The organism is Shewanella schlegeliana, from assembly GCF_016765635.1.
Classification (GTDB): Bacteria; Pseudomonadota; Gammaproteobacteria; order Enterobacterales; family Shewanellaceae; genus Shewanella; species Shewanella schlegeliana.
In genome coordinates, this window is sequence record NZ_JAESVD010000005.1 from 47,506 (window position 1) to 72,098 (window position 24,593).

The following is a 24,593-nucleotide window of genomic DNA, read 5'->3' on the forward strand; positions in this document are numbered from 1 at the left end:
GTATCTTTATATTGGGTAAACGAAGACAAATAATGAATCTTACAGAGTAAAACAAGGGCCAGCAGCAAACAAGTTAAACTGCTAACCCTAGGGATAGATGTATTACTTTTCAAACAGCGACAAAACCAATGGCTATAAATTTATTCCATTGCTTCTCGTACAGGCCTAAAGCTCTTACGATGCTCAGGCAACACGCCATGCTGAGCTAGCGCTTCAAAGTGCGCTTTAGTCGGGTAGCCCTTATGCTTTTCAAAGCCATACTCAGGATATTGCTCGGCAAGGGCGTCCATCTCTCTATCGCGGACAACTTTGGCAATAATCGATGCCGCACTAATAGCATCGATAAGACCATCGCCTTTAACAATTGCATGGCTTTCAACGCCAAAATCTGGTGTGCGGTTGCCATCGACTAACACACTCGTAGGCTTAATATTAAGACCAGCAACAGCGCGCTGCATGGCAAGCATAGTCGCGTGCAAAATATTAAGTTCATCAATCTCGGCTGGCGTAGCCGAGCCAACGCTGACACTGAGTGCCTTCTGCTGAATTTGCTCAAACAGTAACTCACGCTTCTTCTCAGATAGTTTCTTAGAGTCATTCAAGCCTTCAATAGGGTTGCTTGGGTCCAAAATGACCGCAGCAGTGACCACATTGCCGATCAGTGGACCGCGCCCTACTTCATCGACGCCGGCATAGTGACCAACGCAAATTTGAGCAACCTGCTCAGGTGTAATCCCTTTAATCACCGCCATTAAACCTTATCCTCTACTAACTTAATCACTGCATCTGCAGCACGAGCACTAGCATCACAACGAAGGGTCTTATGCATCTGCATAAAGCGCTCGTACATAGGGCTAAAATCGCTATCGAGCTGAACACCAACCGCTTTAGCTATTTTTTCTGGCGTACAGTCGGCCTGAATGAGTTCTTCGACAATATCGTCATCTGCTAGAAGATTCGGCAAAGAGTAGCGCTTAGTCAGCATCATACCTTTAGCAATACGGTAAGTGATTGGGCTAACGCGATAAGCCACCACCATAGGGCGTTTAACTAGCATAGCCTCTAAAGTTGCAGTGCCCGATGCCAGCAGAATGCAATCGGCAGCCGCCATTACTTCACGGGACTGTCCTTCGACTAAGTGAATTTCTAAGTTCGGCGCGTGTTCGCGTAACGCTTGTTCGAATTGCTCACGGCGCTTCTGGTTTACCAATGGAGTGACAAACTTTATATCAGGGTAGCGCTGCTTGATAAGACTCGCAGCCTTAACAAAAGGCTCGGCTAACATCTTAAGCTCACCGCCACGAGAACCCGGTAGTATTGCTAAATATTCGGCATCCTTGTCCAGACCGAGTAACTCTCTAGCAACAGATTTAGGGCTTTCCAGTGGAATATCATCGGCTAAGGTATGGCCGACAAAGGTGCAAGGCACTTGATATTCATCGTAAAACGCCTTTTCAAAAGGTAGCAGCGACAACACCATATCGGTTGCTTTCGCTATTTTGAAAATACGTTTGGGTCGCCATGCCCACACCGATGGACTCACGTAGTGTACGGTTTTAATACCACGGTTCTTAAGTTTTAACTCTAGACCGATATTAAAATCCGGGGCATCGATACCGATAAAGCAGTCTGGGTTTATCTTAACCAGCTCATCGATTAGTGTTCCGCGAACTTTTAGCAATCTAGGAAGGCGCGATAAGACTTCGACGATCCCCATCACGGCCAACTCTTCATAAGAGAAGATAGACTCAAAACCTAGAGCCTCCATGCGGGGCCCGCCTATGCCGACAAATTTGGCATCTGGATATCGCATCTGCAGCGCTTTTATTAAGCCTGCACCTAAGATGTCACCCGAGATCTCTCCGGCAACCATTGCAAATACACGAGGATTGTTTGAACTCATAGAATGGCGTCTGTCATTGATGATGAGGTGGAAACAAAGAACCCGCTTTTACACGGGTTCTCAGACTTGACTAGCGAATGATGCCTCGTTGAGAGGAAGCGACAAAGTCTATTAAAGACTTAACCTGCTCATCATCCACAGCAGCTTCTTTAAGCTGCTCAACGGCCTCTGCAACTGTCAAGCTGCTACGGTACAAGGTCTTATATGCTCGACGAACCGAAAGCTGGGACTCTTTAGAAAACCCTCTACGCTTCATCCCTTCGAGGTTTAAGCCTCTTGGGATAGCAGGTTGACCCGATGCCATCACAAAAGGTGGTACATCGTTAAGGATCAATGAACTGCCCGCAGTAAATGCGTGAGCGCCGATATGAACAAACTGATGAACGCCAGTCATACCACCTAAGATAGCCCAGTCACCAACATGTACATGGCCCGCAATAGATGCGTTGTTGGCCATAATCACGTTGCTACCTACTACACAGTCATGGGCGATATGCACATAGGCCATGAAAAGGTTATTCGAGCCAATACGTGTTTCCCAGTTATCCTGAGTCGTACCGCGGTGAATCGTTACCGATTCGCGGATCACGTTGTTGTCACCGATAATCAAGCGAGTCGCTTCACCGGCATACTTTTTATCTTGGCAATCTTCACCCACAGAGGCGAACTGATAAAACTTATTACCTTTACCAATAACGGTTGGGCCTTTCACTACAACGTGTGAACTGAACCAGCAGTCGTCGCCAATTTCAACATCTGCGCCAATATAGGTCCATGGACCGATAGTGACATTGTTACCAATCTTTGCATCTGGGTGGATGTAAGCTAATTTATCAATCACTTAGAAATCTCTCTACGTGCACACATAATCTCGGCTGAACAAACAACCTCGCCATCCACTTTGGCTACACCAGTAAATACGCCAATCCCACGACGCTCTTTAATCATTTGCACTTCAAAATGAAGCTGGTCGCCTGGCTCAACGACACGCTTAAAACGCGCTTTGTCGATACCTGCAAAATAGTATAACGCGTCATTAGAAGGCTCTTCACTCATGGTTTTAAACGCCAACAAACCTGTTGCCTGCGCCATCGCTTCTAAAATCAATACACCTGGCATCACGGGTTGAACCGGGAAGTGTCCCTGGAAAAATGGCTCATTAATAGTGACGTTTTTAATAGCATGTAGAGTTTCACCTGGAGTAAAGTCTAGCACTCTATCGATCAATAAAAATGGATACCTATGAGGCAAAAATTTTAGGATCTCTTTGATATCCATTGTATTCAATTGATTTGACACGAAATTTTCCTTTATCTGCTCGAAGCAGTAATTCATTTACTTTACGTTATTTTCCAGTGCTTTCACACGTTGGAATAGCGTATCTAACTGTCTAAAACGAACGGTATTCTTTCGCCAAAGCTTATTGTCCATCGCAACAGTTGCAGATGAATAAACGCCCGGCTCTCTGATCACGCTTGTGATATTAGTGCTACCAGTAATGTGCACGCCATCGGTAATAGTTAAATGACCTGAAATCGCACAGTTACCACCGATTATACAGTGTTTACCGATAGTGACGCTGCCAGCCACGACAGTAGAGCCAGCGATAGCCGTATTAGCACCGATAATATCGTTATGGGCGATCTGAACTTGGTTATCAATAATCACACCATCGTGAATTTCGGTATGGGCGATAGCCCCTCTATCCACAGTCGTGTTTGCACCAATCTCTACGCGGTCACCGATGCGAACGCCGCCTGTTTGTGGAATTTTAATCCACTGTCCGCGCTCATTGGCATAACCAAAACCATCAGAACCTAAAACAGCACCTGAGTGAATGATACAGTCTTGGCCTAAATGCACATTGTGATATACGGTAACATTAGCCCACAGCAGAGTGTTTGAACCAATCACGCTGTCTTGACCAACGACACTACCCGCACCAATCTGTACGTTGTTGCCTAAAATAACATTTTCACCAATCACCGCATTTGCAGCAATCGCAACACCTTCACCCAGCATAGCTGATGCCGCTATCTGCGCAGATGGATGGATGCTATCGGCAGCCTTTGGAGTGGTATCGAGAAATTGTGCGATGCGAGCGAAACCGACATAGGGATCGTTAAGCACGATCGCATTGCCAGCAAAACCTTCTGCATCGGCAGGCGCCATCAAGATCGCCGACGCAGCTGTGGTTTGCAGCTGCGAGCGATATTTTGAATTTGCCAAGAAAGAGATTTGACCTGGACCTGCACCGTCCAAGGTACCTACAGTTGAAATTTCAACTGAGTCGTCACCTTGAACGTCTGCATTTAAATGGTCAGCCAGTACTCTTAAAGTATAGCTTTTCATCTATTTAATTGCCTTTACCTAAAGCTTCAACCACTTTGTTACTGATGTCAGCGCTTGGCTTAACATAGATAACGGCGCCACGTTGAAGCACCATGTCGTATTGCTCTTTTTCAGCAATAGAGTTAATAGTCTTTTGAACTTGTAGAAGCAGCTTGTTTTGCTCTTCACCATTACGACGACGCATATCTTCATCTAGTGCTTTGCCCTTCAATTGTAGCTCAGCTTTCATAGATTCCATTTTACGCATCATGTCAGTCTTTTGTGCTTCGCTCATTAGCGCTGCATCACGCTGCTGCTTTTCTAGCAAACCACGTAGCTCTTCCTGCATCTTTTGGACTTCTGCTACACGGTCACCAAACTCAGCTTTAAGTGTTTCGTTCACTTGCTCACGCTGAGGCAACTGCTCGAATACTGCTTGCATATCAACTACTGCGATCTTCTCAGCGTGTGCCGCTAGTGGTGCACCTAGAAGAACCATAACCATCATTGCGCGATTCAACATCTTATTCAAAACAAACTCCTTTATTCAGCAAAACTTGCCGATGTTTTTCAAATTGATTTTAGAAAGTTTTACCAATATTAAACGAGAAGATCTCTGTTTCATCATCCTCGTATTCCTTGATTGGCCATGCAAGGCTAAAGACCATAGGTCCCATCGGTGATAACCACTGCACGCTCATGCCCCATGAGGCACGAATACGGCTCGGATCGCTATAATCTTGCAGTTTATCAAACTCTTCAACTGGAAGATAACGATATGAATCGTAGTCAAACTCAGTGTCCCACACGTTACCCGCATCCACAAAGAAGCTAGTACGTACAGAATTTGTATAAGCCTCATCCAAGAATGGTGTTGGCACGATTAGCTCTAAACTTGCCGTAGCGATAGCGTTACCACCAATTGAACGGCCTGAGCTAACCTGAATTTGGTTAGGGTCGCCCGGCAAACTACAACCTTCTCCCGATGGATCTGGCGCACATGGTTCACTACCACGATACAAGTAGAATGAACGTGGACCTACAGAGTTAGACTTAAAGCCTCGTAGTGAGCTACTGCCACCAGAATAATAGTTTTCCCAGAACGGTAAAATTTGGTCGTTATCATTAAATTGACCATAACCATTACCATAACCTAAACGCGCACGCGTTAGCACAACAAAGCTGTGGCTACGGTTAAGCGGGAAGTAAAAGTTGGTATCAAAATCTGCTTTGAAGTACTGCAGATCCGAACCCGGTACCGTCATCTTACCGTTTAAACGTTGTGATGAACCATCCGATGGGAAGGTTCCACGGTTTAAGTTACTACGAGACCAACCTAGGCTCAGTTCGAAGTTGTCGAAACTTAAACCTGCGTTTGGATCATCGCTGTCACGATAGATATCGTAGAAGCGAACTGCCTGCTCATAAGCCGAAATCTCAGAAATTTCGTTGTGACGATAACCAATACCACCGTTAATACGGTTGTATTCGTTAATAGGGAAACCTGAGTTTAGCGAGATACCATAAGAGCTGTTCTTATAGGCTTCAAGGTTTGCCTCATCGGCATCAAACTCACTCCAATAGATACTACCACCTAGGCTCACACCATCTTTTGTGAAGTAAGGATCGGTATAGTTAATATTGACGTTCTTCGAGTACTTGTTGGTGTTTAAGTTAACGCCCGCTTGGTTACCCGTACCGAGGAAGTTACTCTGCTGAACACCAAACTGTAGGCTAAGACCAGACTCTGTACCATAGCCCACACCCGCGTTAAATGAGCCAGATGGCTGCTCTTTAACGTTAAATGCAACATCGACTAAATCATCGGTACCAGGTACCTGCACGGTTTCGGTATCAACAGTTTCAAAGTAACCTAGACGGTTAAGGTTAGATTTTGACAGCTCAACCTGCGCTGAGTTAAGCCATGCACCTTCCATCTGACGTAGCTGACGACGCATCACCTCATCTTTAGTAACCGTGTTACCAGCGAAGCTGATGTTGCGTACATAGACGCGCTTACCCGGCTGGATGTTGATATTAAGATTAACTTCTTTAGTCTCATCATCAATTTCTGGGTAGGTCTTAACTTCTGGATAAGCGTAACCGAATCGACCTAAGTACTTACCATACATCTCTTCGGTAAAGGTCACATCCCCGCCGTTATACATATCACCAGACTTTAATGGCAAGATGGCTTCTAACACCTCTTCTTTACCCATTAAGTCACCAGTTAAGTTAACGTCTTTAACTTTATACTGCTCACCTTCGTCGACGTTAATCGTGATATAAAGCCCTTTACGATCAGGTGTCATTGCCACCTGAGTAGAGGTGACATCGAAACGGATATAGCCACGATTTTGATAGTAGGTCTTGATGGTTTCTAAGTCAGCTTGAAGCTTTTGCTTCTGATAGCGACGCTCACCAAATAGATCCCACCAAGCCACATAATCTTTAAGCTCTAGCATGCCGATAAGCTCAGCATCGCTAAACTCTGTGTTACCCACGATATTTATCTGGCGAATTTCAGCAGCGAGGCCTTCAGTAAAGGTAAACTTAAGCTCAACTCGGTTACGAGGTAAGTTGATAATTTCAGCCTTCACTTTAGCGCCATATTTACCGACACCGTAATAGAAGTCTTGTAAACCTTTTTCGATACCAGAGAGCATGGTACGGTCTAACGACTCACCGACTTTTACGCCAGAGCCATCAAGACTTTCTTGCAACTGCTCATCTTTAATATCTTTGTTACCTTCGAAGGTAACTGAGCTAATGGTTGGACGCTCAGTGACTTTAACTACGAGCACATTACCGTCTCGCAGCACTTCTATTTTTTCGAAGTTAGTTGACGCATACAAGCTCTTAATCGCTTGCTGCAATTTTAATTGATCAACAGTATCCCCTACCTTCACAGGTAAGTTAAGCAAAGCCGCACCGAGTGCCACTCGCTGTAAACCTTCAACTTGGATATCAGCTACTTCAAAAGGTTGGAATGTCTCTGCCCAACCGTTCCCTGAAAAAGACGCTCCGACTAATAACATCGAGGCAAAAAGTTTATTCAATCTCATAGAGCACTTCTAATTATTTGTCTGTCCTTGCTCAGAGTCGGGAAAAGTCATTGAAAAGCGCGACACTCATCAACATCAGCAGCATAGCTGCCCCAATTCTGAATCCAATTTCCTGTACCTTCTCCGGTACAGGCCTGCCTGTTATTACCTCAATGAAGTAATACAAAAGGTGTCCCCCATCTAACACTGGCAAAGGCAATAAGTTAATAATGCCTAAGTTCACGCTTATCAATGCAAGAAAACCTAAAAAATATACCAGTCCGACGTCAGCACTGTTTCCCGCACCTTGTGCAATAGAAATAGGGCCACTCAAGTTCTTAACTGAAACGTCACCGGTAAGTAACTTGCCAATCATCTTAATGCTGACAGAGACAAGTTGCCATGTTTTATCTAACGCAACCGGAAAAGAGTCCAAAAATCCGTATTCCAGTTGCACTTTCATATTTTCAGGCCAAGGTTCTGAGGTCGGTGCAACACCGATAACACCCTCAAGTTTACCTTCAGCGTTCTCACGAGACTTTGGTGTCACCTTAATCGCTAGCTGTTCACCGTCACGACGTACAGTGATGGTCACCATCTTGTTAGCCGAGCCCTGAATGATCTCTACAAAACGTGGCCAGTCTTTATACTTCTCACCGTCAATGGCGACTAAGGTGTCACCCACCTTAATACCTGCAAGCCCAGCAGCGCCATCCTCACTGACTAACGCAAGCTTAGGCAGGATCGCAGGGCGATACATACCTAAACCGATAGAGGTGATCGGCAACTCTTTCTCTGGGTTAACTTTCCAATCTTGAGTATTTAGCGAGTAGGTCTGTTCATCACCCGATGAGCCTTCTAAGCGAGTCAGTGGCGCAAGCGTAATATCGACCTTGCTATCTCCAATATGACCCGCCAATGCGAGGTTGACCTCCTCCCAGTCTCTTACCTTTTGGCTACCGACAGCCATTACCTGCATAGGCTCTTTCACCACGATCTGTGCGGCAGGCGTTCCAGCAAGGGTTGAGTCAATAACAGGTTTAATGGCGGGTACGCCAATTAGGTACATGGCGTAGAGAGCAATAATAGCAAAAATGAAGTTAGCAATCGGACCTGCGCTAACAATCGCGATTCGCTGCCAAACTGATTTGCGGTTAAAGGCTTGTTCTTTTAACTCTTCCGGGACCTCATCAACACGCTCATCGAGCATCTTAACGTAGCCCCCCAGAGGGATAGCGGCAACGACATATTCAGTGCCATCTTTGCCCGTTTTACGCCAAATGGCTTTACCAAAGCCGATAGAAAAACGCTCGACCTTCACACCACAGCGGCGCGCCACCCAAAAGTGCCCATACTCATGGGCAGCGATTAAGATCCCTAAAGCAACAATAAAGGAACCTAAGTTCCATAAAAAATCTATCATCCCTTTCCTCTGAACTAATTCAGCTTGCTGATGGCTTCTAACGTATATTGACGGCTCTGAGTATCTAACGCCAAGATATCATCAATATTGTTTAATGGATGCGTTGCCGTATTCATTAAGCTCTGTTCGTTTATTCTTGCTATATCGGTAAATCGAATCTTACCGTCTAAAAATGCCTGCACAGAAATCTCGTTGGCAGCATTTAACACAGTTGTCGCTTCTTGGCCTTGTTTACAGGCTTCAATCGCCAATGCTAAACAGGGGAATCGATTAAAATCAGGTTCTAAGAAGCTTAACTGTCCGACTTTGAAAAAGTCTAAAGGTTCAACTCCTGAGCTAATTCTCTGTGGAAAAGACATACAATGTGCAATCGGTGTACGCATATCGGGGTTGCCCAATTGCGCAAGTACCGAACCATCACGATACTGTACCATGGAATGAATCACACTTTGGGGGTGAATAACGACCTTTAACTGCTCGGGGCTGGCGTTAAATAACCAACGAGCCTCGATATACTCAAGACCCTTATTCATCATAGTCGCAGAGTCGACTGATATTTTACGACCCATAGACCAATTAGGATGTTTACAAGCCTGCTCAGGCGTCATTGCCGATAACAATGACAACTCAGAGGTTAAGAACGGGCCGCCAGAGCCAGTAAGCAGAATATGAGACACCCCCGCCCCCGCTAAGTCACAGCGACCAATCTCGAGCTGTGAACGCTCTGACAAGCACTGAAAAATAGCATTGTGTTCACTATCAACCGGTAAGACTTGTGCGCCAGACTCCTGCATCGCTTCGATAAACAGCTGACCCGACATAACCAGTGATTCTTTGTTGGCTAATAAGACACGCTTACCCGCTTTAACAGCAGCAAGTGTCGAAGGTAAACCCGCTGCACCAACAATCGCCGCCATAACGGTGTCAACCTGACTGCTGCTGACGAGAGATAACAGCTCATCATTCCCCGTCGTTACTTCAATATTTAAATGGCTTGGCAGTTGCTGCTTAAGCTCGAAAGCCGCTTTAGCATCTACCATATGGGCAATCTTAGGCTGATGCGTAATACAGATCTCTAGCATCTTGCTGACATTGGTATTTGCCACTAGCGCAAATACCTTGTATTGCTCTGAATTACACGCCATCACACTCAAAGTACTGGCACCAATGGAGCCTGTCGCACCTAAAATCACCACATTTTGCATTTAGTTACATCCAAAAAGCTATATAGATTAATGTGAATACGGGTAGAGCTGCCGTTAAGCTATCGATTCTATCTAATACGCCACCGTGACCAGGAAGAATCGAGCCTGAGTCCTTAATTTTTGCGACGCGTTTAAACATACTTTCAGATAGATCGCCTACCGCAGAGGCTAATGCCGTAAACAGAGTGACAGCAATGATTAAGCCTAACTCCTGCTCTGGAGAGAAATACATCACACCAGCAACGACTATCATGGTGGTCAACAGACCACCGAGAAGGCCTTCAATCGTTTTGGCAGGACTCACATTTGGCATTAATTTGCGTTTACCAAATCGCTTACCCACAAAGTAGGCGCCAGAATCTGTTGCCCAGACGACTAACATCACTAACAAGACTAAGGTGCCACCGTAATAAGGTGAAGCTTGAGTACTTAACGCCTTAAGCGAGACGAGCGAAACGAAACATGGGATCAGCGTTAACTGGCCAAACATAGATTTGAGCATATGACTCTTTTCCCAAAAGCGCGCGCTCTTAGGGAAAGACAACACCATGATAAAGGAGATAAACCACCAGAAACCGCCAATAAGTATGACGCCTAAGAATATCGGATGCATCATGCCACGCAGCCAAATTTCATCGGTAGGTACCAAAATATTCAGTGCAGCTAACAAAACACCAATGGTCACAGTGAAGCTCCATTGGGTCATTTCACAGCGGCTATCGATAATGCGCCCCCATTCCTTAGCGGCGATCAAAAATACTCCCACTAGTGCCCAAGAAAAATACTCAGTCGGTAAACCGAAGATGGCACCAAAAACTAAGGGGATTAACCATATTGCTGTTATTATTCGTTGTTTTAGCAAAAAACTTCCCTCATTAATTATTACAAAGAGCGGATGGTATCGATTTGAGTTCCTGTCAAACCGAATCGACGTTGACGATTGGCAAAGATTGCAACCGCGTCTTTAAACGCATCCTCATCAAAATCCGGCCACAAGGTGTCAGTAAAGACTAACTCAGCATAAGCGGCTTGCCACAGTACAAAGTTACTTATGCGATAGTCACCGCCGGTGCGGATCATTAAATCAACTTCGGCTTGATTTTGCATGCACAAATGCTCACTTAAGGCCTCTTCGGTAAACTGAGTGCTGCTCATTTCACCAGATTCAACCTTAGCAGCCAATTTTTGTGCTGCCTGCAAAATGTCCCAGCGTCCACCGTAGTTAGCCGCCACATTAAGCACTAAATCGTTATTGTCTGCCGTTTTCTCTTCTGCCGCAGCAATTTGCTTTTGCAAGCGCGGAGAAAATCGACTGATATCACCGATAATATTGAGGCGAACCCCATTTTTGTGCAGCAACTTAAGTTCACGCTGCAACACGGTAAAAAACAGTTCCATTAACAAGCTGACTTCTTTATCAGGTCTGCGCCAGTTTTCACTAGAGAACGCAAACAAAGTTAATGATTCGACCCCTAAACTTCGGGCCGTACTCACTGCTCGTCTAACGGCCTTGACGCCGGCTTTATGACCGACAACTCGAGGCTTTCCCTGAGCCTGTGCCCAACGTCCATTGCCATCCATAATGATAGCAACATGCTTGGGGATCGACTGTTTTACCAAGGCGGAGATCTCGCTCGGTAAGGTCTCTGTCACTTGAGTGTCAGACTGGGAATCGATTGACATCTATTACAACCCTTAAAAATAGACAAACGCCGTGTAGTATACCTCTACACGGCGTCTGAACTCTAGGGCATGTTGACTAATCAAGTTTAATTTTTGTTCAAGCTCAGCGCTTTTGTTACAAGGCGTGAGCTATGAAGCCAAATGAATAAGACGAAAAGTTCGTTATCTCTCACTAAAAAAGCAAGACCTACTCAAATAACCAGATTCAAAATTAACCTAAACAGCTAACATTCCCTCTACTGAGGAGTGATATTAGAACTCCATCAGTTCCTTTTCTTTCGCAGCAAGAATCTCATCGATTAGCTTGATGTGTGCATCAGTGAATTTCTGCACGTCATCTTCACTACGGCGAACATCATCTTCAGTACACTCTTTCTCTTTCTCTAACTCTTTAACACTTGAGTTAGCGTCACGGCGTACGTTACGAATCGCAATGCGGCCATTTTCGGCTTCAGCGCGGACAACCTTAATTAGGTCTTTACGACGTTCTTCTGTCAATGCTGGCAATGGAATGCGAATTGTCGCACCTGCTGACATTGGGTTTAGACCCAAATCTGAGCTCATAATTGCTTTTTCAACGGCTGCAATCATAGTACGGTCGAAAACAGATACCGTTAATGTACGAGCATCGCCAATTGAAACACTTGCCACTTGCTTAAGTGGTGTCAGTGAACCGTAATATGGTACTTGAATGGTATCAAGAAGGCTTGGGTGTGCACGGCCAGTACGAACTTTAGCCATTTGAGTTTTAGTAGACTCTACACATTTGGCCATGCGTGCTTGTGCATCGCTTTTGATTTCGTTTATCACTTTATATGTCCTTTTAAGTCACTAGGTGCCGCGGCTCTTCGGGTTCGCTTCAATAGGCTTTTAGTTGCGTGATGAACTCTTAGCTTAATCGAATAAGCATAGTCGCTCATCTCACCACCACACAAATTGAACTCAAACCTAAGACTGAGCTCGAAAGAGCAGCAGCTCTCGTTTGATTAACCTGCTTTAATCAGTGTGCCTTCTTGCTCGCCCATGATCACTCGGCGCAGCGCACCAGGCTTATTCATGTTAAATACGAGCAATGGCATATTGTGGTCTCTGGCCATGGTAAATGCAGCCAAATCCATTACTTTCAATTCTTTTTCGAGTACTTCATTGTACCCCATAACATCATATTTGACGGCATCTGGGTTTTTCACCGGATCATCTGAATATACACCGTCAACTTTTGTGCCTTTAATCACAACTTCTGCTTCAATCTCGATACCGCGTAAACACGCAGCAGAGTCAGTTGTACAGAACGGGTTACCTGTACCTGCAGCAAAAATAACAACACGGCCAGATTTTAGCAAACTAATTGCTTCAGCCCAGTTGTAGTCATCACACACGCCTTTTAGCGGAATGGCTGACATTAAACGTGCATTTACGTATGCACGATGCAATGAGTCACGCATTGCTAAGCCGTTCATCACTGTTGCTAACATGCCCATGTGGTCACCAACAACTCGGTTCATACCGGCGTTCGCTAGACCTTCACCACGGAACAAGTTACCACCGCCAATGACAACACCCACCTGAATACCTAGCTCAACTAGCTCTTTGATCTCCTGGCCCATACGATCAAGCACTTTAGGATCAATGCCGAAGCCTTCTTCACCCATTAGGGCTTCACCACTTAGCTTTAAAAGAACACGACGAAATGCAGGTTTAGGATTGGTACTCATATTTATTAGTCCTGATTATGGCGATAGGGAGTTGTACACTTAACCAATTTGGTTGGGCTTAATCTAGCCAAACAAAAAACCAGTTGAGTATATACGATAAGACCGCAGCAATTGCTACGGTCTTATGTTTGCTAAATAAGGAGATTAAGCCTTATTAGTAGCAGCGATTTGTGCAGCTACTTCAGCAGCAAAATCTTCTTCTTTTCTTTCGATGCCTTCACCAACTTCTAAACGGATGAAGTTAGTTACTGAAGCGCCTTTCTCTTTAAGAATTTCGCCAACAGTTTTCTTTGGTTCCATGATGAAAGCTTGACCAGTAAGAGAAACCTCACCAGTGAACTTCTTCATACGACCGATAACCATCTTCTCAGCGATTTCAGCAGGCTTGCCTTCGTTCATAGCGATTTCGATTTGAAGAGCTTTTTCTTTCTCAACAACTTCCGCAGGAACATCTGAAGGGTTAACGTATTCAGGCTTAGAAGCAGCAACGTGCATAGCGATGTGCTTTAGAGTCTCTTCGTCAGCTTCACCAGCAACAACAACACCGATACGCTCGCCGTGACGGTATTCAGCTAGGTTTGCACCATCGATGTACTCAACGCGACGTACGTTGATGTTTTCACCGATTTTAGCAACTAGAGCAACACGAGCTTCTTCGAACTGTGCTTTCAAGTCTTCGATAGTTACTTTAGATGCTGCAGCAACACCTAGTACTTCGTTAGCGAATGCTAGGAAGTTAGAATCTTTTGCAACGAAGTCAGTTTGACAGTTAACTTCTAGTAGAGCAGCGTAACCTTCGCCTTGCTTGATAAGGATTGTACCTTCAGCAGCGATGTTACCCGCTTTTTTAGCAGCCTTAGCAGCACCGCTCTTACGCATGTTATCAATTGCTAACTCGATGTCACCGTTAGTTTCAGTCAGTGCTTTTTTACAGTCCATCATGCCAGCGCCAGTGCGGTCACGAAGTTCTTTAACTTGGGCAGCAGTAATTGCCATTGCTAAATCCTCTACAGATAATTTTTCAAATTCAATAGATAAGAAACAGGGGCCAATCATATTGAATGAAAGTGCCCCTGTTCACCAATCATGTATCTTGGTTAATAAGGGTGATGAAAATTCATCGACCGTTATTATTCAGCTTCTACGAAACCGTCTTGTTCAGCTTGAACAGCTAGGTCTTGACCACGGCCAGCTTTCGCAGCAGCAGCAACAGACTGAGTGTATAGACGGATAGAACGCATAGCATCATCATTACCAGGAATGATGTAGTTGATACCGTCTGGAGAAGAGTTTGTATCAACAACAGCAACAACAGGAATACCTAGGTTGTTAGCTTCTTTAATAGCGATATGCTCGTGGTCAGCACCGATTACGAAAATCACGTCTGGTAGACCAGCCATGTTCTTGATACCACCAAGAGACTTCTCTAGCTTCTCAAGTTCACGAGTACGCATTAGCGCTTCTTTCTTAGTCAGCTTGTCGAAAGTACCGTCTACAGACTGGCTTTCAAGGTCTTTTAGACGCTTGATTGATTGACGAACTGTTTTCCAGTTAGTCAACATACCACCTAACCAACGGTGATCAACATAGTACTGGTCACAAGAAACAGCAGCTTCTTTGATAGCTTCGCTTGCAGCACGCTTAGTACCAACAAAAAGAACCTTACCTTTCTTAGATGCAACGTTGCTGATGAAAGCAAGTGCTTCGTTGAACATTGGTACAGTGTGCTCTAGGTTGATGATGTGTACACCGTTACGAGCGCCGAAGATGAATGGCTTCATCTTTGGGTTCCAGTAACGAGTCTGGTGACCGAAGTGAACACCGGCTTGTAGCATGTCGCGCATTGAAACTGTAGTCATTTTATTTACCTTAAATAATTTAGGGGTTAGACCTCCACATATCCCATATCTTCGACCCAATTAGGGCACCCCGAAGAACGTGTCGATATGTGTGTGATTTAGTATTTATCAATAGCCATGTATAATGGCCGCCATCTTAACTCAGACGAACCACCTTGAGGTGGGAACGGCAAGAGTCAAACATAACGGCGCGCTTTATACCATAATTTGAAAAAAAGCACAAATATTTACGTCGTTTTTTGGGCAACCTTGCCATATTAAAAGACGACTAATTTTAGACATTGAAAGACATTAAGAGACATTAGAATGAGTATAGTAATTAAGACTGCTGAAGAAATTGAAAAGATGCGTGCCGCGGGTAAATTGGCCGCACAAGTGCTCGAGATGATCGCACCACACGTTAAGGCAGGTGTCACCACCAACGAACTTAACGACATCTGTGCTAAGTACACTGAAGAGCAAGGTGCGATTTCTGCGCCTCTCGATTATCACGGCTTCCCAAAATCTATCTGTACTTCAATTAACGAAGTGATCTGTCACGGGATCCCAAGTGACCGCGCGCTCGTTGACGGTGACATCGTCAATGTTGATATCACAGTAATTAAAGATGGCTACCATGGCGATACCTCTAAAATGTTCCTTATTGGTGATGTGAGCCCTAAGAACGCGCGTCTTTGCCGCATTGCTCAAGAAGCTCTGTATACCAGTATCAAGAAAGTGAAGCCGGGTATGAAACTTGGTGAAATTGGCACCTTGATAGAAAAATTTATTAAGTCTAAGAAAACCGGTCTTGAGAAGTACAGTATCGTTACCGATTACTGTGGCCACGGTATTGGTGCAGGCTTCCATGAGGAGCCTCAGGTGATGCATTACAAAAATAATGACAAAACGGTACTGCGTGCTGGCATGTGCTTTACCATCGAGCCTATGATCAACGCAGGTCGCCATACTAGCGTACTAGACAAGAAAGACAACTGGACAGTCACGACCTCTGATGGCAAGAATTCTGCCCAGTGGGAACACACCCTTCTTGTCACTAACACTGGCGTTGAAGTGCTTACCCTAAGAGAAGAAGAGAAAGAAATAACGAGAGTGATTAATCACTAATTTCTTCTATGCTTATCATCGAAAAGGCGTGTTAATACACGCCTTTTGCTATTTATCCCTGCTAATACCTCACTCCACCGTTTTATTGCACCAAAATAAAGCAAGTTTAGCGATATATCACCTGTCGGTAATAAAGCCCTTTAAATTAGCGATTTTTGCATAGATAATCGTTGCATAACGGATCCGTTCTCGAAGAAGAGATTTGATGAATAGTGCTCAATCTGCCAAAAACGCGTTAATCGACTTAAACCAAACGATTCTGGATAGCTTTAACGCGAAATCAGATATTCGTTCAATAGTCAGCACTCGCTGTCAACACGTCGATAAGCTACTTCAACAGCAGTGGAGCGCCCATCAACTGGACCAATTCCCTATCGCTTTAGTTGCCGTTGGCGGCTATGGACGAGGAGAGTTACATCCACAATCTGATGTAGATCTACTGTTCCTCACTGAAGGTGAGCTATCTCAAGATGCAGAACAAGCATTAAGCGCTTTTATCGCTTTTATCTGGGATGCTGGGCTTGAGGTTGGCCATAGTGTTCGTAGTATTGAGCAAACCCTTGAGCAAGGCCGCGCCGATATTACTGTCGCGACCAATCTACTCGAATCACGCCTTTTGTGTGGCCCACAGGCCCTATTTACTCTGCTTTACCGCAATATTCGTCAAGATGATTTTTGGCCTAGCAGTGAGTTTTACGTGGCCAAGCGCGATGAACAAGCTGCCCGTCATAGCCGCGCTAACGCCTTTGACTTAGAGCCCAATCTAAAAAGCTGTCCGGGGGGACTTAGGGATATCCAGACTGTCGCTTGGGTGGCCATGCGTCACTTTAATGCCGAAAGATTTGAAGAGCTGGTTTACCATGGTTTTTTAGACCCGGTAGAGCTCGATGAACTGTTAGAGGCGCAAGACTTTTTATGGCGGCTACGCTGTTCACTGCACTTGGTCTCAGGTCGTGATGAAAACCGACTATTGTTTGATCTACAACCTCAAGTCGCCAAATTGATGGGCTATGAAGATGGTACACAATTAGCAGTTGAACAGATGATGAAGAACTATTACCGCACGGTTAGGCGAGTAATGGAGCTTAATCAAATGCTACTTCAGCTATTTAAACGCGCCACGTTAGGCCATATAAAAGCACTCGAAGTCGTGCCAATTGATGAAAATTTCCAGCGTCGTGGCAAATTCATTGAGAGCCTAAGCAGTGAGCTATTTGATGACCCAGAAAATATCTTAAACCTATTTTTGTGGGTCGCTAAGAACTCTAATATTCAAGCCATCTATGCCGTTACACTGCGCAGCTTGCGCCGTGCACGACGCGCCCAACCTCAGGCGCTGATGTACCATGAGTCTTGCCGTAAACTGTTTATGCAAGTATTGCGTCATCCACGTGGCATTGTCGCACTTTCGCTTATGCATAAGCACGGTGTGCTGTCAGCCTACTTGCCCGCGTGGCGCGCCATTGAAGGCCAGATGCAGTTCGATCTATTCCACGCCTATACCGTCGATGAGCACACCCATAGATTATTGCTTAACATCGAGAGCTTCGCTCAGCCTGAGCAGAAAGAGGAGTTTCCATTAGGCTCTGTGCTGATTAACCAGCTGCCAAAGAAAGGCTTACTGGTATTGGCAGCAATCTTTCACGATATCGCCAAGGGTCGCGGTGGCGATCACAGTAAACTTGGCGCTATTGATGCGCTCGAGTTTTGCAAATTACACGGCATGAACGATCATGATGGTCGTTTGGTCAGTTGGTTAGTTGAAAACCATTTAGTGATGTCGGTAACGGCCCAACGGCGCGACATCTCCGACCCCGATGTAGTGGCTGACTTTGCCGAGCATGTACGTGATGCGGTCCATTTGAGTTACCTCTACTGCCTTACCGTTGCCGATATTTGTGCTACCAACGAAAGAACTTGGAATAACTGGAAAGGCTCACTACTAAGAGATCTCTATTTTTCAACGCAACGGGTACTCGCCCGTGGTAAAGAAAAACCCGTCGATATCCGAGCTCGCGTTCGCGAACATCAAGCTAAAGCCAAGAAAGAGTTACTACGCCGCGGCATTAAAGAAAAAGACTTAGATGCACTATGGCAACGTTTTAAAGCCGATTATTTTCTGCGTAACCAGCCTAACCAAATTGCTTGGCATGCAGAGGCCATCATCAAACATAAGCAAGATGAGACCTTAGTGGTTATCTCAAAACACATGACCCGTGGCGGTACAGAGCTATTTGTCTACGGCAAAGACAAGCCTAAGTTGTTTGCTACTGTGATGGCAATATTAGATAATAAGAATATTACTGTTCATGACGCCAGCATCATGACATCCAAAGACAACTATGCACTGGACTCTTTCGTGATTTTGGAACAAGATGGCGAGCCTGTGTCGCAGCTTTCCCGAATCCAAGGGATCAAGAAAACGTTAATAAAAGCCTTAAGTAATGAAACGCCTAAGTTGCCGAAGTTTAGAAATCTTTCAAGAAAGATGAAACCTTTTAAAGTTGCAACCCAAGTCAGTTTCCCTGCGACCCGAAGCCATGGTAAAAGTATGATGGAACTCATCGCGCTTGACTCACCAGGGTTGCTCGCAAGAGTCGGCGAAATTTTATATCGCTGCGAAATAACCCTGCTTGCAGCAAAGATCACCACCATCGGTGAGCGAGCAGAAGATTTCTTTTTGTTGCAAACCGCAGACGGGCAACAACTCGATGACACGCAACAAGCAAAATTGCGTGAAGCACTCACCAGTGCCTTATAGATTTTTTTAAACAAAATATTGGGAGAAGTTAATGGAGGCTTTACGCCAACGTATTGAGGCGGCTTTTGAAGCACGCGCAGAGATCACACCAACAACCGTTGAGCCTAGTGTTCGTGCTGATGTTGAAAAAGCGATTGCCATGCTAGACACTGGCGAAGCCAGAGTTGCTGAGAAAATTGACGGTCAATGGCATGTTCATCAGTGGTTAAAAAAAGCCGTACTACTTTCATTCCGTATTTTTGATAATCAAGTTATCGATGGCGCAGAGACCAAATACTTCGACAAAGTACCAATGAAGTTTGCCGATTATGACGAAGAGCGTTTCCGTAAAGAAGCGATCCGTGTTGTACCACCTGCAACGGTTCGTAAGGGTTCGTTCATCGCTAAGAACACAGTTCTAATGCCATCTTACGTTAATCTAGGTGCCTATGTAGACGAAGGGACTATGGTTGATACTTGGGCGACTGTTGGCTCTTGTGCTCAAATCGGTAAGAACGTTCACCTATCCGGTGGTGTTGGCATTGGTGGCGTTTTAGAGCCACTACAAGCAGGCCCAACAATTATTGAAGATAACTGCTTCATCGGAGCACGCTCTGAGGTGGTAGAAGGCGTTATCGTTGAAGAAGGTAGTGTGATCTCTATGGGGGTCTATATCGGCCAAAGCACTCGCATTTATGACCGTGAAACCGGCGAAATCCATTACGGGCGCGTACCAGCAGGTTCTGTCGTTGTTGCGGGTAACCTACCATCTAAATGTGGTACCTACAGCTTATACGCCGCTATCATCGTGAAGAAAGTCGATGAGAAAACTCGCGGTAAAGTGGGGATCAACGAGTTACTACGTATCGTTGACTAAACGCTTATCCTTAGCTGTTACATACACTACAAAAAACCCGCCTCTAGCGGGTTTTTTCTTATCTTTTCACAATTGACACACTTTGACATCGATAGACACATTCTGTGTGCTCCTCAACATCTTGATACAACTCTTCCACTGTTATATAGGTGAATAAAAAACATTAAGCTTTACTCAAGTGTGAACCCCATGTGGAAGGAGCAAGACATGATTAAAACGTACATTTTAGCAGCATCCGCGCTAGTAATGTCATTTGGCGCTTCGGCAGCTATGTCACCTCAATTAGAAAGCACATTGATTAGCGTCTGCAAAGCAGGGGCTAGCAACAGTGTTGTCCAATTCAATCGTACAATGAAAGATTATCGTATCAATAAGAGCCGAGTTTTTCCGCGCTTAGTCTGTAATGGCGAGAGTTTCTATAATTTCACGGTAAATGCTGGCGCAGATAAAACGGCCAAGAGAATTGCCCCATATACTCGAGGGCAAGGAAGGGTAACGATTAAAGATATCGCGATGACAGAGTCTGATACTGAGCTTTATGTCGTCAATTATGAATAAGATTTTTTTAAGCCATAACAGTACAAAAGAGGCACTAGCCTCTTTTGTACTGTTATGGTGAGGATTGCTAACAGGCTTTCCTCAAGGGGGGAGTCTCTGCTTGAGTAACGAGGAGCGCAGACTGACAAATAGTCGAAAAATCGATGACTTAAGCAGCAAGCTCGCTATCAACCAGCTTATTCCAAAGAGGCAACCAAGCTAGCGCCTCAACTTCAGGCTCCATTGTTTCACCCGCGTCTATTTTTAAAAAATCACCGACCTGTTTCGCTCCTAACTCTATAAATAGACTTAAAAGCTGTTCTGCTGCACCACAGTATGTCTCGTAGCTTGAGTCCCCTAATCCAATCAAACCAAACTTAAGCTTAGGTAGATAGGGAGCCTTTGATTTCATCTCATAAAACCAAGGTTGGATATCGTCGGGAAGATCGCCTTGACCTGTTGTCGAGCAGATAATCAAGAGTAACTCGTTCTCTGGTGGGACAAAACCAACAAGCTGCTCAGGTTGATACAACTGAGTCTCTTGGCCTAATTCGAGCAATGCCTGCTCAAGCGTCTCGGCAACGAACTGCGCGCCGCCATAAACTGTTCCAAAAACTAGATTCACTTTTTTCATGTTTTACTTCGCCTAAAAGCTATTTAGTTATATCCTTAACATACTGTACTGATAGACGTTGCGGCAAGCGCTGTCGCAACAATGAAGTAAGGCTAACAAGGATCTGCCATAATGAGACACTCTTGTAGAAAAAAGCACCGTAAACATATTCAACGCAGTGCCCACATTCGCAGGATGTGTTATTTCCATACGATACAATGCTTCAAATTAAGTATGACCCCGCTCCTTGAACTCGCCCCCACAACAGAAACAAACAAAACTTAATCAGAGTGTTAATCTGATAATTTTTTAGTTAGGTACTCTATATCTCGGACAGAGCACGTCCTCAATTGCAAGAGCGGTTATCAAGCGATGATAAAGGACTGAGCATCTAAACCAAGCGTTTTCTCATCCCAACCTAAGCCTTCAAACAAGCTTAACCATTCCGCTTCAAGCTCGGTCTCAACGCTAATACGCTCACCGGTTCTAGGGTGGTTAAAACTGAGTTTCTTCGCGATTAACCATAATCGATTAACTCCAAAATGAGTGCGGAAAAATTTATTCTGTTTACCGTCACCATGGGTAGTATCTCCAAGGATCGGGTGACGTAAATGCGCCATATGACGTCTTAATTGATGTTTACGCCCAGTATGGGGAGAAAGCTGCACCAAAGCGTAACGACTGGTTGGATAACGACCCGAAGAGTATGGGATCTCACTATTTAGCAGAGGCTTATAACTGGTTACAGCATCTTGCGCAGCTTTATTGGGATCGACATCCTTATCTCCTAGCTCATCGAGTTCCTCTTTTAGCGCGTAGTCGAGGGTGCTCGCCTCATGCATGTTGCCACGAACGATAGCCAAATACTCCTTATCGACTGTATGGGCAGCAAACTGCTCACACAAAACATTGGCCATTTCACTACTTTTTGCAAACAGCAAGATGCCAGATGTGGGACGGTCTAAACGGTGCACCGGAAATACATGACAGCCAACCTTATCCCGAGTCAATTGCATAGCAAAGAATCGCTCACGCCTTGCAAGGTAGCTACGATGGACCAAAAGCCCTGCAGGCTTATGGATCACCACCACGTCGTCATCTTCAAATAATATTTCAATATGCGGCGCTACCTCTTGTTCAGCCTCTTGCCCATCAGGCAAGTCATTATCTGTTATCACTGTCTCGTCACTCATTTTAATTCTCTCTCGTCAGCGTTATTCAGGCTGACTCAATAATGCGTCTAAATCCGTTAGAATCCGGATTAAATGCTGATGTTTAGCGCCTTCAGCCCAAACATGCTGCGCCATAGGCGCTACTGCTATCTTGTTAGGCAGCGACATCTGCTCATCGAGCAGGTAATGCAACTTGGGTAAAAAAATAAATTGTAGCCACTGCTCGAATGGCATCAAATCACAAGCAAAAGGTGCTGTACTGGCTAATGCTTCAGCGCTCGGTAATTGCTGGCTCAATAGTCCCTGATTTGCAAGTTCTGCCTCTAAAGCAACCAGCATTTTTCTTGTTTCAATTTCAATCAAAGATCACACTCCAGCTGATATCTGGCATAGGAAATTTAGCTCGCGATGATACCATCTAGCTCGACTTATCCCTATAATATGCGTTAATTAACCTACACTCGATAACGATATGACAGAAATAACGACCCTCAGCCAATTTTTAAAAACAGCTAACACTCAATTCCAAGTTTATGACATGGGCCGTCGAGTACAACATATCGATATGATGGCATTTCATCAGATTGAAGAGCTTCACTCACCTTACCCTGCACCTATTCAAGGTCATGCTCAATTTGCCATTGTCTTCTGGGATGCGAGTCAACAGCACTATATCTGGTTTATCAAGCTACCTCTCGATGAGCGTGGGCTTCTATCTCCAGCCCCAAGAACGCAATTTATCAAGATGATTGTTGAAGCCCTTGGTCGAGACCCAACTCAAGCGTTAACGGAGCAACAGCAAGATCAATTAGCTAATCATCCATTTAACTTTAAGCCTACTCAAGAAAAGCTCGCGGTTTTTAACGCTTTAGTACGTAAGCAGCTCGGTGGCAAAGCCTCACCTCAGTATGAATTTGCTTACCAGTACTTATCGGGCCAACATCCAACAGAGGACTGGCAAAATATCGGCTTACAAGGTATTGCCGATGTTTGTGTTAGAGCCAGTGAACTGGATCATCAAACTCACCTGACAAACGGCTTTAACAGTTGGGCTTTAGAGGTGCAGATAGCCGTATGTCAATGCTTAGAGCACTTGAGCGTCGATGAAGCACTCGCGAAAAAAATACTCGCTAAACTGGAAACTGCTGAGGATAAAGATAAAGGCTATTTCCTGCGCGCTCTTGCATCTCATCCAGAACTGAGTCAGCAGGCCATTGCTCAGTTAAGTGATGCTAATGCCTTATCTGCCGATATGCTCATTACCATTGCTGCAAGAAACTGGTCAGCATTAAAAGATGAGCAAACTCTCACAATCTACTTAGAAGCCTTAGCAAAACAGCCACAACACTTCTTTAACCAGATTTTTGCTGATATTGTGGCTATTCCATTAATTCGCACTCAGCTCCTCGCTCAACTTCGTAATCCAAATCGTAGTACTGAGCTTGCAACTGCAATTGGCGGTTTGTTTAAGGTAACTAAAGGATGATGACAGATTTTTTAATTATTGCCGCAGTGGTTATGGTTGCTGCATTTTTTTGGCAATTAAGGCAAATGGCAGAAATAAGCAGAGTTTTTACAAATAAAGAATGCCAAAAACAAAAAGTTCAACTACTGGCAATTGCTCAAGAGTCTGCCAAACCTAGCCTTGGTGGCAGCAGTGGATTAACTTGGAAGGTTAAATACCTGTTTGAATTTAGCACCGACGGTATCAATCAGTATCGTGGCAACTTATGGATGCATGGCAAGAAAATACAAAAAATACAGTGGCCCATATTCCCTGAGCCTGAATGGCATGAAGCGCCTGAAGCTAAAGGCTCCCTCGGTGGTGGTTGTGGTGGACGCTCCCGTGGTGGTTGTAACTCAGGACGCTGTAAATAGCACGGCGCGATAAAAACTAAAAGCTGCATAAAGAAGTAAAGGCACGGCCCCTGAGGGGACGTGCCTTTTCTATTGTTGTGTAAGCTCATCCAGCTATATGAGTGCTCCCTGCACCATCCATGCGTAACTTTGCTCCTGCCTCTTCCTTGAACCTTTTATCCCTGTATCTGACGATACATCTCCATTGGCTCTTGGTCTTCCCTACACCAAGCTTGCTCCTTCTTGAGCGTGTCCAACGTCATCCTTGAGAATCCATTCAATTGCTTTCCATCGCATTCTACCTTCCTAGGTAGTAAACCTTCCATCCTGGATGTGTTTATCCACTCCTTGGTAGTATCCTTAAAGTGTTAATCCTTCAACACCAGATTATCCCTAACCTTTCCGATAGCATGCTTCCTTGCACACTTAAATAATAAGTCAAAAGCTAACAAAAATACCGGCTTAAACATTTATTTAACATGCAGGTTATCAAACATAACTTACAGAAAATCAGCTAATCAATTGTT

Annotated in this window: 24 protein-coding genes; 6 read left to right on the forward strand and 18 right to left on the reverse strand. The window is 44.8% G+C overall.

Annotated elements, in window-relative coordinates; translation table 11 throughout:
• Positions 1 to 140 precede the first annotated feature (140 nt).
• From rnhB to rpsB, 15 genes are all read right to left on the reverse strand, one after another.
• Entirely contained in the window at positions 141 to 752 is a 612-nt protein-coding gene (rnhB, locus tag JMA39_RS09730; RefSeq protein ID WP_202721694.1) for a ribonuclease HII, read from the reverse strand.
• Positions 752 to 1,903 (reverse strand): lipid-A-disaccharide synthase, encoded by a 1,152-nt coding sequence (lpxB, locus tag JMA39_RS09735; RefSeq protein WP_202721695.1) that lies wholly within the window; start codon positions 1,901 to 1,903, stop codon positions 752 to 754. Before lpxB ends, rnhB begins: the two co-directional genes overlap by 1 nt.
• A gap of 70 nt (positions 1,904 to 1,973) precedes the next feature.
• Positions 1,974 to 2,744 (reverse strand): acyl-ACP--UDP-N-acetylglucosamine O-acyltransferase, encoded by a 771-nt coding sequence (gene lpxA / locus JMA39_RS09740; protein ID WP_202721696.1) that lies wholly within the window; start codon positions 2,742 to 2,744, stop codon positions 1,974 to 1,976.
• Positions 2,741 to 3,202 (reverse strand): 3-hydroxyacyl-ACP dehydratase FabZ, encoded by a 462-nt coding sequence (gene fabZ / locus JMA39_RS09745; RefSeq protein ID WP_041411562.1) that lies wholly within the window; start codon positions 3,200 to 3,202, stop codon positions 2,741 to 2,743. The genes lpxA and fabZ overlap by 4 nt, the downstream gene beginning before the upstream one ends.
• 36 nt (positions 3,203 to 3,238) lie before the next feature.
• Complete coding sequence (lpxD, locus tag JMA39_RS09750; protein WP_202721697.1) at positions 3,239 to 4,255, reverse strand: UDP-3-O-(3-hydroxymyristoyl)glucosamine N-acyltransferase; 1,017 nt, start codon at positions 4,253 to 4,255, stop codon at positions 3,239 to 3,241.
• 4 nt (positions 4,256 to 4,259) lie between these two features.
• The gene (locus JMA39_RS09755) at positions 4,260 to 4,757 is read right to left on the reverse strand and encodes an OmpH family outer membrane protein (RefSeq protein WP_202721948.1); all 498 of its coding nucleotides are present in this window, start codon (positions 4,755 to 4,757) and stop codon (positions 4,260 to 4,262) included.
• A gap of 58 nt (positions 4,758 to 4,815) precedes the next feature.
• The gene (gene bamA / locus JMA39_RS09760) at positions 4,816 to 7,299 is read right to left on the reverse strand and encodes an outer membrane protein assembly factor BamA (RefSeq protein WP_202721698.1); all 2,484 of its coding nucleotides are present in this window, start codon (positions 7,297 to 7,299) and stop codon (positions 4,816 to 4,818) included.
• Positions 7,300 to 7,330: 31 nt separating this feature from the next.
• Positions 7,331 to 8,701 (reverse strand): sigma E protease regulator RseP, encoded by a 1,371-nt coding sequence (gene rseP, locus JMA39_RS09765; protein ID WP_202721699.1) that lies wholly within the window; start codon positions 8,699 to 8,701, stop codon positions 7,331 to 7,333.
• 14 nt (positions 8,702 to 8,715) lie between these two features.
• Positions 8,716 to 9,906: a 1-deoxy-D-xylulose-5-phosphate reductoisomerase gene (gene ispC, locus JMA39_RS09770; RefSeq protein WP_202721700.1), complete on the reverse strand. Its 1,191-nt coding sequence runs from the start codon at positions 9,904 to 9,906 to the stop codon at positions 8,716 to 8,718.
• Between the two features lie 4 nt (positions 9,907 to 9,910).
• The gene (locus JMA39_RS09775; protein ID WP_202721701.1) at positions 9,911 to 10,768 is read right to left on the reverse strand and encodes a phosphatidate cytidylyltransferase; all 858 of its coding nucleotides are present in this window, start codon (positions 10,766 to 10,768) and stop codon (positions 9,911 to 9,913) included.
• Between the two features lie 20 nt (positions 10,769 to 10,788).
• On the reverse strand, positions 10,789 to 11,589 hold the full coding sequence (gene uppS, locus JMA39_RS09780) for a polyprenyl diphosphate synthase (RefSeq protein ID WP_202721702.1): 801 nt from the start codon (positions 11,587 to 11,589) through the stop codon (positions 10,789 to 10,791).
• A 252-nt stretch (positions 11,590 to 11,841) separates the two neighbouring features.
• Entirely contained in the window at positions 11,842 to 12,399 is a 558-nt protein-coding gene (gene frr, locus JMA39_RS09785; protein ID WP_202721703.1) for a ribosome recycling factor, read from the reverse strand.
• Positions 12,400 to 12,575: 176 nt separating this feature from the next.
• The gene (pyrH, locus tag JMA39_RS09790) at positions 12,576 to 13,304 is read right to left on the reverse strand and encodes a UMP kinase (protein WP_202721704.1); all 729 of its coding nucleotides are present in this window, start codon (positions 13,302 to 13,304) and stop codon (positions 12,576 to 12,578) included.
• A gap of 144 nt (positions 13,305 to 13,448) precedes the next feature.
• Positions 13,449 to 14,300 (reverse strand): translation elongation factor Ts, encoded by an 852-nt coding sequence (gene tsf / locus JMA39_RS09795; RefSeq protein WP_202721705.1) that lies wholly within the window; start codon positions 14,298 to 14,300, stop codon positions 13,449 to 13,451.
• Between the two features lie 134 nt (positions 14,301 to 14,434).
• Positions 14,435 to 15,163, reverse strand: coding sequence for a 30S ribosomal protein S2 (rpsB, locus tag JMA39_RS09800; RefSeq protein ID WP_028768063.1), 729 nt, complete (start codon positions 15,161 to 15,163; stop codon positions 14,435 to 14,437).
• Between the two features lie 306 nt (positions 15,164 to 15,469).
• Here rpsB and map point away from each other — a divergent pair, with 306 nt between their 5' ends.
• The 4 genes from map to JMA39_RS09820 all read left to right on the forward strand — a co-directional run bounded on the left by map (position 15,470) and on the right by JMA39_RS09820 (position 20,445).
• A complete protein-coding gene (gene map / locus JMA39_RS09805; RefSeq protein ID WP_202721706.1) occupies positions 15,470 to 16,270 on the forward strand; it encodes a type I methionyl aminopeptidase in 801 nt (266 codons plus the stop codon).
• 205 nt (positions 16,271 to 16,475) lie between these two features.
• Complete coding sequence (gene glnD / locus JMA39_RS09810) at positions 16,476 to 19,031, forward strand: bifunctional uridylyltransferase/uridylyl-removing protein GlnD (RefSeq protein WP_202721707.1); 2,556 nt, start codon at positions 16,476 to 16,478, stop codon at positions 19,029 to 19,031.
• A gap of 31 nt (positions 19,032 to 19,062) precedes the next feature.
• The gene (gene dapD / locus JMA39_RS09815) at positions 19,063 to 19,887 is read left to right on the forward strand and encodes a 2,3,4,5-tetrahydropyridine-2,6-dicarboxylate N-succinyltransferase (RefSeq protein WP_202721708.1); all 825 of its coding nucleotides are present in this window, start codon (positions 19,063 to 19,065) and stop codon (positions 19,885 to 19,887) included.
• A 207-nt stretch (positions 19,888 to 20,094) separates the two neighbouring features.
• Positions 20,095 to 20,445 (forward strand): DUF3718 domain-containing protein, encoded by a 351-nt coding sequence (locus JMA39_RS09820; protein ID WP_202721709.1) that lies wholly within the window; start codon positions 20,095 to 20,097, stop codon positions 20,443 to 20,445.
• A gap of 148 nt (positions 20,446 to 20,593) precedes the next feature.
• Here the strand turns inward: JMA39_RS09820 and JMA39_RS09825 are convergent, their stop codons facing one another.
• The 3 genes from JMA39_RS09825 to JMA39_RS09835 all read right to left on the reverse strand — a co-directional run bounded on the left by JMA39_RS09825 (position 20,594) and on the right by JMA39_RS09835 (position 22,572).
• On the reverse strand, positions 20,594 to 21,058 hold the full coding sequence (locus JMA39_RS09825; protein ID WP_202721710.1) for a flavodoxin: 465 nt from the start codon (positions 21,056 to 21,058) through the stop codon (positions 20,594 to 20,596).
• 344 nt (positions 21,059 to 21,402) lie between these two features.
• Positions 21,403 to 22,230 carry a tRNA pseudouridine(65) synthase TruC gene (gene truC, locus JMA39_RS09830; RefSeq protein WP_202721711.1) on the reverse strand — a complete coding sequence of 276 codons (828 nt, stop codon included), beginning with the start codon at positions 22,228 to 22,230 and terminating at the stop codon, positions 21,403 to 21,405.
• A gap of 21 nt (positions 22,231 to 22,251) precedes the next feature.
• Entirely contained in the window at positions 22,252 to 22,572 is a 321-nt protein-coding gene (locus tag JMA39_RS09835) for a YqcC family protein (RefSeq protein ID WP_237732756.1), read from the reverse strand.
• Between the two features lie 109 nt (positions 22,573 to 22,681).
• Between JMA39_RS09835 and JMA39_RS09840 the strand changes: the two genes are divergently transcribed.
• Both JMA39_RS09840 and JMA39_RS09845 read left to right on the forward strand, forming a co-directional pair.
• Positions 22,682 to 23,695, forward strand: a complete 1,014-nt coding sequence (locus JMA39_RS09840) for a DUF3549 family protein (protein ID WP_202721712.1) — start codon at positions 22,682 to 22,684, stop codon at positions 23,693 to 23,695.
• Entirely contained in the window at positions 23,692 to 24,087 is a 396-nt protein-coding gene (locus JMA39_RS09845) for a DUF3301 domain-containing protein (RefSeq protein WP_202721713.1), read from the forward strand. The genes JMA39_RS09840 and JMA39_RS09845 overlap by 4 nt, the downstream gene beginning before the upstream one ends.
• Positions 24,088 to 24,593 lie beyond the last annotated feature (506 nt).

Excerpts from the sequence above, each read along its gene's own strand:
- rnhB (WP_202721694.1), bottom strand. The coding sequence starts at position 752 with ATGGCGGTGATTAAAGGGATTACACCTGAGCAGGTTGCTCAAATTTGC.
- lpxB (WP_202721695.1), bottom strand. The coding sequence starts at position 1,903 with ATGAGTTCAAACAATCCTCGTGTATTTGCAATGGTTGCCGGAGAGATC.
- lpxD (WP_202721697.1), bottom strand. The coding sequence starts at position 4,255 with ATGAAAAGCTATACTTTAAGAGTACTGGCTGACCATTTAAATGCAGAC.
- JMA39_RS09755 (WP_202721948.1), bottom strand. The coding sequence starts at position 4,757 with ATGTTGAATCGCGCAATGATGGTTATGGTTCTTCTAGGTGCACCACTA.
- bamA (WP_202721698.1), bottom strand. The coding sequence starts at position 7,299 with ATGAGATTGAATAAACTTTTTGCCTCGATGTTATTAGTCGGAGCGTCT.
- rseP (WP_202721699.1), bottom strand. The coding sequence starts at position 8,701 with ATGATAGATTTTTTATGGAACTTAGGTTCCTTTATTGTTGCTTTAGGG.
- ispC (WP_202721700.1), bottom strand. The coding sequence starts at position 9,906 with ATGCAAAATGTGGTGATTTTAGGTGCGACAGGCTCCATTGGTGCCAGT.
- uppS (WP_202721702.1), bottom strand. The coding sequence starts at position 11,589 with ATGTCAATCGATTCCCAGTCTGACACTCAAGTGACAGAGACCTTACCG.
- pyrH (WP_202721704.1), bottom strand. The coding sequence starts at position 13,304 with ATGAGTACCAATCCTAAACCTGCATTTCGTCGTGTTCTTTTAAAGCTA.
- tsf (WP_202721705.1), bottom strand. The coding sequence starts at position 14,300 with ATGGCAATTACTGCTGCCCAAGTTAAAGAACTTCGTGACCGCACTGGC.
- rpsB (WP_028768063.1), bottom strand. The coding sequence starts at position 15,163 with ATGACTACAGTTTCAATGCGCGACATGCTACAAGCCGGTGTTCACTTC.
- map (WP_202721706.1), top strand. The coding sequence starts at position 15,470 with ATGAGTATAGTAATTAAGACTGCTGAAGAAATTGAAAAGATGCGTGCC.
- glnD (WP_202721707.1), top strand. The coding sequence starts at position 16,476 with ATGAATAGTGCTCAATCTGCCAAAAACGCGTTAATCGACTTAAACCAA.
- dapD (WP_202721708.1), top strand. The coding sequence starts at position 19,063 with ATGGAGGCTTTACGCCAACGTATTGAGGCGGCTTTTGAAGCACGCGCA.
- JMA39_RS09820 (WP_202721709.1), top strand. The coding sequence starts at position 20,095 with ATGATTAAAACGTACATTTTAGCAGCATCCGCGCTAGTAATGTCATTT.
- JMA39_RS09825 (WP_202721710.1), bottom strand. The coding sequence starts at position 21,058 with ATGAAAAAAGTGAATCTAGTTTTTGGAACAGTTTATGGCGGCGCGCAG.
- truC (WP_202721711.1), bottom strand. The coding sequence starts at position 22,230 with ATGAGTGACGAGACAGTGATAACAGATAATGACTTGCCTGATGGGCAA.
- JMA39_RS09840 (WP_202721712.1), top strand. The coding sequence starts at position 22,682 with ATGACAGAAATAACGACCCTCAGCCAATTTTTAAAAACAGCTAACACT.
- JMA39_RS09845 (WP_202721713.1), top strand. The coding sequence starts at position 23,692 with ATGATGACAGATTTTTTAATTATTGCCGCAGTGGTTATGGTTGCTGCA.